The organism is Butyrivibrio sp. VCB2006 (assembly GCF_000420945.1).
Classification (GTDB): Bacteria; Bacillota; Clostridia; order Lachnospirales; family Lachnospiraceae; genus Butyrivibrio.
The window spans coordinates 138,392-151,908 of record NZ_ATVX01000003.1; the positions used below are offsets into that span (position 1 = coordinate 138,392).

Annotated in this window: 8 protein-coding genes and 1 tRNA gene; 2 read left to right on the plus strand and 7 right to left on the minus strand. The window is 41.5% G+C overall.

Annotated features, from left to right (window positions below; genetic code table 11):
* The first annotated feature begins 6 nt into the window (after nt 1–6).
* A complete protein-coding gene (locus G613_RS0103430) occupies nt 7–1,530 on the plus strand; it encodes a glycosyltransferase family 39 protein (RefSeq protein WP_029231323.1) in 1,524 nt (507 codons plus the stop codon).
* A gap of 2 nt (nt 1,531–1,532) precedes the next feature.
* Nucleotides 1,533–3,080: a glycosyltransferase family 39 protein gene (locus G613_RS0103435; protein WP_029231324.1), complete on the plus strand. Its 1,548-nt coding sequence runs from the start codon at nt 1,533–1,535 to the stop codon at nt 3,078–3,080.
* A 44-nt stretch (nt 3,081–3,124) separates the two neighbouring features.
* Here G613_RS0103435 and G613_RS18420 read toward each other — a convergent pair whose 3' ends face one another.
* The 7 genes from G613_RS18420 to G613_RS0103470 all read right to left on the minus strand — a co-directional run bounded on the left by G613_RS18420 (nt 3,125) and on the right by G613_RS0103470 (nt 13,517).
* Nucleotides 3,125–4,654, minus strand: coding sequence for a PP2C family protein-serine/threonine phosphatase (locus G613_RS18420; protein ID WP_029231325.1), 1,530 nt, complete (start codon nt 4,652–4,654; stop codon nt 3,125–3,127).
* A gap of 133 nt (nt 4,655–4,787) precedes the next feature.
* A tRNA-Pro gene (locus tag G613_RS0103445) sits at nt 4,788–4,861 on the minus strand.
* Between the two features lie 73 nt (nt 4,862–4,934).
* Entirely contained in the window at nt 4,935–6,152 is a 1,218-nt protein-coding gene (locus G613_RS17830; protein WP_029231326.1) for an AAA family ATPase, read from the minus strand.
* Nucleotides 6,145–7,800, minus strand: a complete 1,656-nt coding sequence (locus G613_RS0103455; protein WP_029231327.1) for a DUF5722 domain-containing protein — start codon at nt 7,798–7,800, stop codon at nt 6,145–6,147. Before G613_RS0103455 ends, G613_RS17830 begins: the two co-directional genes overlap by 8 nt.
* A 24-nt stretch (nt 7,801–7,824) precedes the next feature.
* Nucleotides 7,825–9,021 (minus strand): FprA family A-type flavoprotein, encoded by a 1,197-nt coding sequence (locus G613_RS0103460; RefSeq protein WP_029231328.1) that lies wholly within the window; start codon nt 9,019–9,021, stop codon nt 7,825–7,827.
* Between the two features lie 54 nt (nt 9,022–9,075).
* The gene (locus G613_RS18425) at nt 9,076–12,171 is read right to left on the minus strand and encodes an ATP-binding protein (protein ID WP_029231329.1); all 3,096 of its coding nucleotides are present in this window, start codon (nt 12,169–12,171) and stop codon (nt 9,076–9,078) included.
* Between the two features lie 11 nt (nt 12,172–12,182).
* Entirely contained in the window at nt 12,183–13,517 is a 1,335-nt protein-coding gene (locus tag G613_RS0103470) for an ABC transporter substrate-binding protein (RefSeq protein ID WP_029231330.1), read from the minus strand.

Sequence of the window (13,517 nt, forward strand, 5' to 3'; positions counted from 1 at the left end):
TTTACTATGAGTTTTAATGGGGAAAAGATAAAGAACACTATTGGGGCAGTACTGGGCTTTATCGCGTTTATAGTATTCATTTATATAATCAGATTCGCTATGGGAAATGATGTATGGTACGACGAAGTCTTTTCCCTTTCCTTTGCGGAGCATAATTTTTCCGATATCACAGCCCTTACATCAAGGGATGTTCACCCACCTCTATACTATTGTTATCTAAAAGTAGCCGAATCTCTGATCTCTAAGCTTTCAGGCTATGCGAACATTATCAGAGTAGCCAAGATAGCATCTCTTATTCCATGGGCATTTCTCTTTATCCTTGGCATAACCTATATCAGAAAGCACTTTGGAACTCTGACTTTTGGACTTTTCATGCTGCTTATTACTGTAATGCCTCAGATTCCAAGCTACTATTTAGAGATAAGGATGTATTCCCTGGCACTTCTTTTCATTACCGCAGAGATTCTTATTTCTTACCAAATCCTTACCAATTTGGATAAAAAGAATAATCTGGCCTGGACTCTGTTTTTCTTAATCGGAATACTTACCGCCTACACACAGTACTACGCCTGCATTGCCATCATTGGCTCCTATATTGGTGCTTTTCTTTTGCTTGTTGTTCTTAAGGGGCAAAAGAAAGCCGACAACCTGGTTCGCCTTGTTGTATGCAGCGTTTTATCTGTTATCTGTTACCTTCCATGGCTTCCGGTGTTGAGTAGCCAGATAGCTAACATCTCAGGTAAATACTGGATCCAGCCCCTTACTCTTAGAAGTATCCTTGGCTGCATCAAGTTCATTATCCTTCCTATTGTTTACTTTGGAAAAATGCCGGAAATATCTGCAGGGCTTCTCATTTTTGCTCTCGCTGTGCTGACAATTTTCTTTTTCATGAAGGCCAAGAAAGGCGACTACATTCTTATTGTCTGCTGCCTCATGCCGATTATAATTGTGGTAGTCAGCGGATTTATCCTCTCCGCCTTGGGAACTCCCATCTTTGTATACAGATATCTCGTTCCTACTCTGGGCGGCTTGTGGCTTTTTGTCAGCTTTATGGTTAATAAAGTATCCGACAAAAAATTGTTCCTGCTGCCTCTTATTATTCCTATGCTGCTTGTTGGCACTCTCAACATGATGGGACTAAGAACAGAAGAAGGCGGAAAGCTGACAAATATGCGAGCTTCCGACGAGGCGCTTTCACAGATACCTGAGGGTAGTGTAATAATCACAAACTTTGATCACGTATGTGCGGTCATGGCTTACTACAGACCTGACTGCAAGGTTCTTTTGTATGAGAACGAAATCGACAAGCTCCTTCCGGATATGCTTGGAAATATTCAGGATAATGTCACTGATGCAAATATTGTCACCCTGATTGAGAGCGGCAATGAAAATGTGTATTTCTGGGGAAGCTTTAACTCAAGGGAAGAAATTGTAGCTTCCTGGGAAAGCCTTGGAATAAATAATAAATTACTTCATAACATTCTCATAGAGAGATATTGGATAAACGTATATAAACTAAGTGGAGTTTAATGATGACCAAGAAATTTTCACCGGATTTTATAAAAGAACACATTGTAGCCGCAGTGCTCATCCTATTCATGGCTGTAGTCTATATTTACAACATGTTTACCAATAAGCCTTGGTATGACGAGCTTTATACCTACTACTACTTCATTAGCAGGGGGCCGATTTATGCAGCGATTCACTGGCCTGTTCCCAATAACCACGTAGGATATTCTGTTGTATCAGCATTCCTTGATTATTTGGGTAATCCATACATTGGCCTTCGCGGTATTTCCTGTATTGCCGCAATTGCCAATCTGATACTGATCTACAAGCTTTCTTATAAGTTCATGAATAAATGGTACTCGGTAGCTGCTACAGCTCTCTATGCCGGAACATATCTGGTTTTCAGACTCGCGTTTCAGGGAAGAGGCTATACCCTTTCCACCACCTGCCTTTTGGTAGCGATTCTCGCCGCATACAGAGTTGCCCTCGGAGACTGCAGAATCAAGAATTACTTTTTCTTTGCTGCTGCCCTCACCTTTGGACTTTACATTGTTCCAAGCTCAATTTACTGGGTAATACCGGTTTGCATAACAGGAGGTCTGTATCTCCTTATTCAAAAGAGATACCGAGACCTCTGGCATCTTGTTTTATCAGGCATCATCGCAGCCTTGGCCACACTCTTTTTATACATGCTGATATGGCTGGCCATCGGAGCAAATCTTGTTAGCAAAGACGCATCCAGTTCCTTTTATGGGATTTCACAGGTTAAAATAATCCTCAAAGCGCCTTTCCTTGCTGCCAAAACCGGTATCGACTACATGCTGGCAACACCATACATTCAAAGCATAGACAGGTTTGAATGTATCAGAACAATGCCCGAGTACTTCATATCTCTTTTGGGTAACTTCTATGACAGGGCCGGCTTAGCTGTATTTATCCTCTATATCGCTGTAGCGATACTTTCAGTAATATCACTGATAATGCTTATAAGACATAGGGAGAACTTTTTCCTTAGCCTGTTTATCAGCTGCGGACTTATCCTTGTTCCAATAATGCTTATTGTTCAGAGTGTCCACCCTTATCTCAGAGTCCTGAGTTTTTTGGCGGTATTTCTTTTTATAGGACTGGTATACATGCTGAATCAGGCTCTTGAGCTTATTAAGAGAGATTCGCTCCTTATCAGATGCGGCTATGTGCTCGCTGGTTGTACGATATTGATCACAGTAATAAACTGCGTTAGTCCATTTTACAGAAGCCCTCTTGCAACGAGAGAAAATGATATTCAGGCTGCTCTGGCTAAGATGGATAATCCTACCGATATCGACAATATCTTTTACGCCGATGATTTCCAGAAATATGTCCTGAAATTTTACTACGATGTGACCCCTAATGAGGTTTACGCCTTAGAAGCCGCTGATTTCGTTATGACCGGTCCTGAGTTTAGCGATCCTTCAAATGAGGTTCCGACCTGGCCTGTACTATACGGCTACAGCAAGGACATGGAAGACTATGTCAAAGGCAACATGACAGAGCTTGTACATACAGACAGCTACAGCATTTATAAGAAATAAAGAAAATCCTGATACCAATCATCAAATCGGTATCAGGATTATTTTTATGGTCCAAAGTATTTCATGCCCAGCATGGTGATATCATCAAACTGTTTGGCATCTCCCACGAATGCTTCAATTGATTTTGTCATGTTGCCAAGTACTGTCTCCGGTTTTGCATCAGGGTCTTTATTAAGAGATTCCATCATTCTCTCAGTTCCAAAGAGAACATTCTCGTTATTTGTTGCCTCAGGAACACCGTCAGTGTAAACAAAAAGGCTGTCCCCTGGATTAAGCTGGAATTCATGCTCTCTAAAAGGTATTCCCTCTATAGTTGCCACAGCCGGTGAATGCTTATAGGTTACAAGCTCGTAATTCCCATCTGCTCTTCTTATTACAGGATGCTCATGGCCTGCATTTACCGCCACACCCTTGCCTGTTGAAAGAGATATAACCGCCAGCCATACTGTAACGAAAAGCTCGGCCTTATTTCCTTCACAAAGCTGATTGTTCACGCTTTCCAGCGCCTTTGCGGGACTGTCTCCAATCAGTACTCTGTTTCTTATGAGTGTCCTGGCAACCATCATAAATAAAGCCGCCGGTATTCCCTTTCCGGAAACATCCGCCATAACAAGGGCTATATGATCATCATCCACCATGAAAAAGTCGTAGAAGTCGCCGCCAACCTCTTTTGCAGGATTCATTGTGGCGTAAAGATCAAACTCTTTTCTCTCCGGAAGATAAGGGAAGGTCTTGGGAAGGATATTCTCCTGAATGTCTGCGGCCAGTGTCAGATCTCTGTCGGCAACAGCTTTTTCTTTTCCCTGAGCAACGTTCAAAACGCAGTACATGAGGAGTACGTCAAGCATTACCACACCCGCACTAAGGCTCAGCCCATAAACAGCCAGTGTCATGATTCCCACAATCATAGGTGCAAAAGCATAGATCACAAAAACCACCATCTGATATGTCTGCAATTGTTTTCGTTTGATTCCAACGGCAATCAGTGCGCCAATCAAGGTAATAAGCGGATACAACATGGATACCGGATAGAGCGGCTGTCTATGGTAAATATCTTGAGCATCTACTATAAAGTACCATCCTGTCACAAGATTCAGGATTCTCATTCCAATAGATATTAGGAACCCTATCTGAATTATCTTTCCAAACTTTTGGATCACGCCTTTGTTTATCTTGAGATAGTTCATGGTATACAGCCAGAAAAAGCAGGCTTCAGCCGGAGCACACATATAATAAAGGGTATTGTCGATAATATTGACTACCCTGAGCCCCTCTACTCCGTCCACAAGCCACGCAACAGCATCTGTAAACAGGCCCATATAAGCCGCATTTAGAAGATACAGGAAATATCTATGGTCTGTGCCATTTTTCTGTACATCAATTATGCAACAGACAAAAACCAGATACCCCATTACCATTCCGAATATATCGCCGGAGATATTAAAAATATAAATAGGAATTAGATTAGAGATTCCTCTTATAAAGAGAAACTGACAACATAAGAAAATCATTGAAATGTAGATAAGACTTACTATTGTGACCTGTCTTCTCTGCTTTTTGCTAAGAAAATTCATTGCTCCCCCCATACAACGCCTAAATGCCTATATGTATTATACCCCAAGGAATGCACAAGAATTTATTAAGAAAAAATGAAAAACTCAGTTATTCGATATTTTCGAACAACTGAGTTTCCTTCATCATCTATAGTCGAGGCGACAAGATTCGAACTTGCGACCTCTGCGTCCCGAACGCAGCGCTCTACCAAACTGAGCCACGCCTCGATAAACTGATAATGCTTGCAGTGCTGTCCGCAAGCATTATCGATTATAACAATATTTCTATTCTTTTACAAGCTTATACTTCTTCAGGCTCTGCTTTTTCTTCTTCGCCTTTTTCTTCAGACTCTTTTGCCTCTGCTTCTGTATCAGATGGCTTATCAGTCTCTCCCTGATCCTTGGTACCTGCTAGAACTGACAGATCCTCAAGGTCCTCACGAAGGATAGTCATCATATCATCTCCAGAAGGATTCTCAAGAGTTGAGATTCTTCTTGCCTGGTTGGTAATGATCTCCTCAAAGAGGTTTCTGATTTCTCTTGCGTTAGCAAAATTATCGATGTTCTCAAGCTTCTTGGCTGTAATAAGTGCTCTGATCTGATGCTTAACTTCCTCATCAACCTTGTAGTCGTACTTATTGCAGTTCATGTAGAAGATTTCTTCAAGCTCATCAATGCTGTAGTCAGGGAACTCGATGTACTTGTTGAATCTGGACTTCAGTCCCGGGTTAGATTCTATGAACTTCTTCATAGACTCTGTGTATCCGGCAACAATTACAACAAAGTCATCTCTGTTATCTTCCATAGCCTTGAGGATTGTATCAATAGCCTCCTGACCAAAGGCATCATCTTTCTGGGAAAGAGCATATGCCTCATCAATGAAAAGAACTCCGCCCTTAGCCTTCTTGATCTGCTCCTGTGTCTTGATAGCTGTCTGTCCAACATATCCGGCAACAAGTCCTGATCTGTCAACTTCAACCAGCTGACCCTTGGACAACACTCCTATCTGCTTGTAAATTCTTGCAATAATTCTTGCTACTGTAGTCTTACCTGTTCCCGGGTTACCTGTAAATACAAGGTGAAGTGATACAGGAACAGACTTAAGTCCCTGATCTTTTCTGGCCTTCTGAACCTTAACAAAAGCGGCAAGTTCTTTAACGTCATCCTTGATTGAAGTTAATCCGATAAGCTTATCAAGAGATTCCATCGGATCCTCTTCAGGCTCCTGTGGCTCTTCCTTGGCCTCTGCAGACTTGATATTAGGGTCTGCAGCAATCAGGTTCTTGGCCTCGCCAAGAGCTGCATTTGCATTCTCTATAGCATCTCCGAGAGAATCTGCTTTCTCTTCTATTTTCTTTTCCTGTTCAAGCTTCTCAGGATCCTTGGCAAAAGACTTATCATTTGCCATTGTATTGTTTGAGGAAGCAGAAAAGAAATCTCCGTAAATACTGCCCAGCAAATCCTTTTGCATATTTGTAATCTTATTAAGTGTTTCTAACTCTTTATCTAAATTAGTCATTTAAAAACCAGCCGTTTCTAGAAAGGAATGTACGGTTAGCAACCAGTGAATTGATGTCGTAACCGATAATGGCTGAGGCCTTAGCAACATAAGTCTGCTGCTGATTGGTTCCCATAGCCTTGTAGTAGTCGTATGCCATCTTGTGGGTTCCGTCCAGGTTCTTAAGACCCTGTGCGATATGGCTTTCCATCTCGTGAGCATCATCTGTCTCTCTAAAGAGGATAAAGCTCTTAATATATGGGTTCGTTGAAGCCATTGTGTATGCATAAGCAACTGAAGCTGCCTGCCACTCTTCGCCAAAATCTGATGTGAATCCGATTTCTGAAAGAGAAATATCACGAACCTTGCCTGTTGGGCTAAGGAATGAAGACTGGCACATATAATCTGTAAGAACGTACAGGTTCTCCATTGTGATATATTTACTTGTTACGTTATTACTAACGTACTGTGACTGCTGTTTCCATGTGTATGGATCATACAAAGGAGCGTTGTAAGGATGAATTGAAAGTCCCCAGTCAACGTTACCTTCTCTTGTCATGTAGTAGTTGAACCTATCAAGGAAGTCCTTGGAAAGAGAACATCCCGGATTAGATTTTCTCTGCCATTCCTGGTCGATTGAATTGTAAACCTTGGCATTGGCATTAACTGCCTTGATCTCGTTGTAGAAAATACGGAAAGCCTTAACATACTCACTTACATTAAGCTCAAGGTTTGTTGAGCTCATGTAGTACCACTCTGTTCTGGCATTAACCTCATTACCGATTACCCAGTTATCAATGGTTCCGTAAGCGCCGCCTGAATATCTCATAGCAAGGAATGCTGCGATAGCCTTAAGGTGCTGTGTACCGCCATCTTCCTTAGTGTTCATGGCATAACCAGGGCAAACATGAGAATCTCTAGCAAGTGGATGGATAAGATCTGCACCTGCAGCAGTCTTGTTGTTAAGGATTGTCATTGTAAGCTGGAAACCGCTTAAATGGCACCAACGAACAAATGCATCATACTGACCAAGTGTTGTTGGGTTGAAATAGTAATCTGTTCCGTTGTAATTAAAAAGGATTGCTCCCGGAACTGTCGCATCACAAACGATATCGCCCATGTACAGGTTATAAACCATCTGAGCAACACCAAGATCCTTGAATGTAGCTGCGTCAGCGTTTGTAGGAAGAATTCCCTTGATACCATGATCATTTCTGGCAACTGTCTTGTAAGCATTTCCTTCAGGGTTAGTGATGTAATGCTCATCACTTACCTGGATCATAGATCCACCGCTCTTTACAGCAACCAAAAACTTTCTGGAAAGATTAGATTCAGCTGAATTATATCCAAGAGGGAAAGAGAATGTAGCGCTTGTGCCTCTCTGGGCAGTAGCAACTACCTTTCCTGTTGTTCCATCCTGATATACTTCATCTGCATACAGATAAAACAAACCATCATCAGAAGCCGGTACTGAGCTGCAGGAAACATTAGCAACAATGTTTCCGCCCTGGATCACACAGGAATTGAACTTAACCGGTCTTCCGGCAGCTTCTGAAATAACCCCCGCATTATCAGTTACAACATGGGCTGTCTTAACGCCGCATGCTATCGTAGCCGCCATAGTAACTATAGCGACAATCTTCTTAATCACACTTGTACTCTTTTTCACACTCAACCTCCAAAAATAATCTTATTACGCCTTTACAATGGCATCCGTAAATGCCTCAAGGCTCTCAGTATCTTTTTTATGAAGTGCACTTTTTATTGTAAGACTCTCTTCGAGAATTGTCACGTTTTTAAATGACTGAAGTTTTTCTGTCATAAGTTTAACCGTGGCAGGAGCCCATGTTCCGTTCTGTGCCATCGCAAAAATTCTGTTCTGAACCCCAAGAGCAGCCATGTCGCTTATAAAACTCTCCATTGGAGGATAAATTCCATTATTATAAGTCGGGCACATAAGTACAAGCTTCTTGCAGCGCCAAACCTCTCCAATAAGATAGGACACATCCGTACCTGATACATCATACACCTTAACACGGTCTTTTGTCTTGCCCATTAAGCTGGAAGCAACAGCCATAGCAGCACTTGCAGTATGTCCGTACAAGCTTCCGTAAATAACGGCAATATCATCTGTCTCCGGCTCATAGGTGCTCCACTTCTGGTACTTATCAATGAACCAGGCAATATCCTTTCTCCAAACCGGGCCATGCAAAGGAAGCAGCATCTGTATATCCAGACCCTGAGCCTTTTTAAGAACAGCCTGAACCTGCATTCCGTATTTTCCCACAATATTTGCATAATAACGTCTTGCAGAATCAAGGAATTCCTTCTCGAAATCATAATCATCCGCAAACAGTCCGCCATCAAGTGCTCCAAAGGTTCCAAAGGCATCAGCACACAAAAGAGCCTTGCTGCTTTCATCATAAGCAAACAAAACCTCCGGCCAGTGTACCATAGGGGCTGTCACAAAGTGGAAAGTATGACTACCGGTTGAAAGAGTATCTCCTTCCTTAACTTCAAGCTTATTAAAGCCAGCTGCCTCCGGGAAGAACTGCTCCATGATCTGAAATGTCTTGGCATTTCCAACCAGTGTAACTTCAGGGAAAAGACCTACTACAGTACTGATAAGTGCGCAGTGATCCGGTTCCATATGAAGGACAACCAGATAATCAAGCTTTTTGCCATCAAGACAATCTTTCAGATTTTCCAGATATTGATCTGATACTGTAATATCCGCAGTATCAAAAACAGCTGTCTTTTCATCATCTATAAAATAGCTGTTATACGAAACCCCTTCAGGAATAGGAAAGATATTCTCAAAACGAGCCAGTCTCTTGTCGCTTCCGCCTATCCAATATATTCCGTCAGTTACTTTTTTTACACCCTTCACGTTTTTACCTCCATTAATAACCTATTTTCTCATATTCTGCGTACAAAATAAACCTTATTTATTCTTGAATTCCATGATGGTCTTCTGAACAACCTTGAGATCAAGCGGCTTGGTGACATGGGCATTCATGCCGGCATCGAAGGCAAGCTGAACATCATCGGCATAGGCATTTGCAGTCATGGCAATGATCGGTATTCTCTGGGCCCAATCCGTTTCAATACTTCTAATTGCAGCTGCTGCCTCATATCCATTCATAACAGGCATCTGGATATCCATAAGGATCATGTCATAGTCACCTTCCTTGGCCTGTTTGAACAGATCAACAACTTCCTGCCCGTTGCAGCCTCTGGTTACCGTTGCTCCAAACATATCCATAAGCTCGATCAGGATATCTGCATTGATATCGTTGTCTTCCGCAGCAAGGAATTTCATGCCCTCAAGAGGATTTGTTGGAGCTTCGCTTTCTTGCTGCTTGGTCTTGGTAATGTCCTCTATAGCCTGCTTAAGTGTAGTTATAAATACAGGCTTCTGTAATATTTCATTACATCCCGCTGACTTTATCGCATCTTCATTCTTTTCATAGTTTTCAGTAACTGCAAAAATAAGGCTGTTATTCTTACTGTCCCTTGCGCGGATACTCTTTATCAAATCCACAACAGACATATCGTCTATAGTTTCATCTATCAAGATGAAGTCGAAATGTTTGTTAACGGAAACCATCTCATCAACAAGTTTAAGAGCCTCTGCGCCGCTAAAGGCTCCGGATACCTCAATATCTTCATTAGCAAACGCCTTTTTATGCTTTTCATCCTCCTGCTTGTCCCCATTAACAACAAGCATTGTGGAGATTCCATGAGCCTTCCAGAAGCCCACTTCTGATTCAACCGCTTTAAGTCTCAGATTAACAATAAAGGTACTTCCTTTTCCTTCTGCGGTCTCAACTCTGATAGTTCCGCCCATGAGCTCTACAAGGCTCTTTGTAATGGCCATACCAAGACCTGTTCCCTGAATAGTCTTTGTTGCGCCCTTTTCCTCTCTGGAGAAGGCATCAAATATCTTGTCCTTGTACTCAGGCTTCATTCCGATACCGTTATCCTTAACGGTGAAGGTTACATTCTGGAAGCCCTCGGAAGAAGAAGGAGACTCGTTGATGGTAAACTCAATTCTTCCTCCTTCAGGTGTATACTTAACCGCATTGCCAAGGATATTCATGAGAATCTCATTGATTCTCTGCTTATCACCCATGAAGATGTCATGCTGCATATCTCCAATCTTAACAATATATTCCTGATCCTTATTCTTGGCCTGGAAGCTGATTACAGAATTAATTTCCTCCAGCAAAAGACCTATTGGCACTTCCTTGATATCAAGAGTTGTCTTTCCACTCTCAATCTTACTCATATCAAGAACATCATTAAGCATAGACAACAGATTCTGAGAAGCAAGACTGATCTTGTGCGTATATTCTTTTACCTTGTCAGGCTCATCTGCGTGCTTGTCTATAAGCAGGTTAAAGCCTGTGATTGCATTCATAGGTGTCCTGAAATCATGGGACATATTTGCAAGGAAGCTTGTCTTGGCCTTATTAGCTGTCTCTGCGGCGTTAAGGGCTTCCTGGAGCTGATGGTTTCTCTTAATCTCTTGCGTCCTGTCATAAAGGGCCATAGCAGTTCTCTGGCCACCATCATCAATAGTTGTAACCATAATTCCACGGTAGTACAAATGCTCACCGGTCTTAACATTCTCAAGCTTGATCTCATCCTGAACAAACTCTTCTCCGGTATCTCTGCACTTCTTAAATACATCCTCCAGAACTATTCCATCTGTAGTTTGTGAATCATGAGCTCTGTCGATACTTCTGATATCAGCTTTCACATCCGAAATAGGGATTCCCAAAACATCTTCAACATTAGAAGTTACAAAACTTGGTGCATAGCTGTCTCCATCCAGAACCGCCAGAATATCATTGTTCTTTTCAACCACAAAATCAAAGAGCCATTCTCTGTAATGAATATCATTATCTTTGGATTGAAGGTCTTTTTCATTTCGCTCATTGATTTCCTGAACCATGGCATTTAGCTGCCCAGCCATTCCTACCATGGCGGTAGACAGCTGTCCGATTTCATCTTTATAATTGTCATTATCCGTAACGTTAAAGTTACCTTTTCTGATCTCACCGGCCATGTCATTGAGGTTGTTGATCCTGCGACTGAATCTACTTGCATAAAGTGATGCAACTATAAATGCCAGGGCAAAAAGAACTATCGCTATAACCGTATCTGATGCCAAAATCGACAATACATCCGCTGTAATTTCCGCTCTGTCAACATAGTAAAAAAGCTTCCAGGAGTTTTCAAAGTTCTTGGAGGATGCCAGGAAATAGTTCTTTCCTTCAGCAATTTCATTATTCATGAAATCAAGGCCATATCCCCTTGCGACCTTACATATTTCAGTATCAAGCGTTTTGTCGGCTATTCCCTTGTGAATTACTATATTTCCATCGCTATCAACAATAAGGATTCCATTGTCCAGATAACTGGAGTTATTCAGTGATGAGAAAAAGGTATTGTTGTTTACTTTTATTACAACTACTCCAACCAGCTTGGAAGATGTTCCCAGATCCAGAAGCGCCTTCATAACATACACGCCACCATGGTTATCTGTAACCCACATGGTGCTATACTCATCTCTGCAAAGTTCATACCAGGACTTTTCATCCTCTGTTTCCGGTTGATGCATAAAGTCCCCAATATGATCCTGGGTTATCAACTCCGAATAGATATTAATTGATTCAATGCTGGTGTCACTACTAAGGTAATACCAAATCAACGGCTCTATATTGCTGCTCATTTCATCTGAAAGGGCATAGGGATTACTATTTGCATGTTCAAGAGTTTTTCTCAGGTTCTCTTCATAGGTAAAAAACTTTATGATGTCATTTTTTCTCTTGCAGCTACTTTCAAGTTCGTTGGCAATAACATCCGTATTGCCTTGCATAGCAATCTCTGTCTGCTGTATCAGATTTTTTCTGGCAACATAGTACATGTAAACACCAAGTATAATGATCGGCGAAACAATTAACACAGCCAGAATAATTCTAAGCTGAGTCTTTATGCTGTATTTCCAGTTTCCTCTTGCTTTAGCAACCATAACAGGCCCTCTTAATCTTCTCTCAAAATCTGCTTAACCTCATCATCAATAACCTGGAAAGCCACTTCTATAGACCTCTCACCAAGTACAACTTTCTGTAATTCCCGGCCAAACACTTCATATATCTGACTACTGTTTGTTCCCCACTGATTCCATGGCATTACTACTCTGTCCGAACTTGTAAACGCCCTGATTTCATCAAATTCATCAGGATTGTCGAATACAACGTTTTTTAAATATGTCTGCCCTCCCTGTCTGTCAGACCAAAGGGCTCTCTGCCCATCTTCCGTGGATATTGCTTTTACCACTTCCATAGCAGCGGTTTTATTCTTTGAAAAAATATTTACTGCAAATCCACAGTCACATCCACCTATAAGCATCGATTTGCTTATAGTATCACCGGGTATTGCCATGGTCCCCATGCACATTTCCGGATTAGCTTCTTTTATCCTGTTATAATCTGTAAGTCCTCCCAGGTACAAGAAGCTTTTTCCGGAGACAAATTCATCAATGGCAGATGCTTCATCCATAATACACATATCTCTGGTATACAGCCGATGTATACACATTTCCTGCCACTTGTTCATGTACGGTCTTATTTCTTCCCTAAATGTTGTCTGTCCGTAAGTCAAACGACTTCCAAATTTTTTGCCCTGAGCAGTACTAAGATATCCGGCAGCCAATATAGCCAGGGCGGTATCTGCTACCTTATCTGAGTCCTTAAGTCCTGCGGAAAGAGGTTTGACATCCATATTAGTACGCATATAATCACATAGCTCTAGAAAGCTGTTATATGATATCGGTAATTTTTGCCCACTTTGCTCAAGCAAATCCTTGTTGTAGAAAAGGCACTGATAATCACTGGTACTTGGTACAGCATATATTCTGTTTCCATACATAAAAGCTTCTCTGCCCTTATCTGTGAAATTATCGCAGTATAAAGTCAGGTCCTCTATGTACCTGTTTTTTGCATGCTTTTTAGCCATAGTAGGTGTCATCATAACAATCTCTGTGGCCATCTTGGAGGAAAGCTCGGCATCAATAATAGATTCATAGCTTTCCTTTGATATATATCTGTATTTAAATTTGTACTGTGGGTACTGATTGGCAAGAAATGCCATAAGATTTTTTACGCAGGATTCATCAAGCCATCCTGAAATCTGAATAGTGTTAACCGGGTCATAAAAATCCAACTCATCAGTTACACTACTATCGTATTCTTCCAATAATTGCGCAAAATCATCAGAGCGTGGATCCGACTCAGCGCAGCCGGATAACACGCCTATTGATAAAAGAATCAAACTAAGTAAGATAGAAAAGATATTCTTAAACTCTTTAGTTCTCAT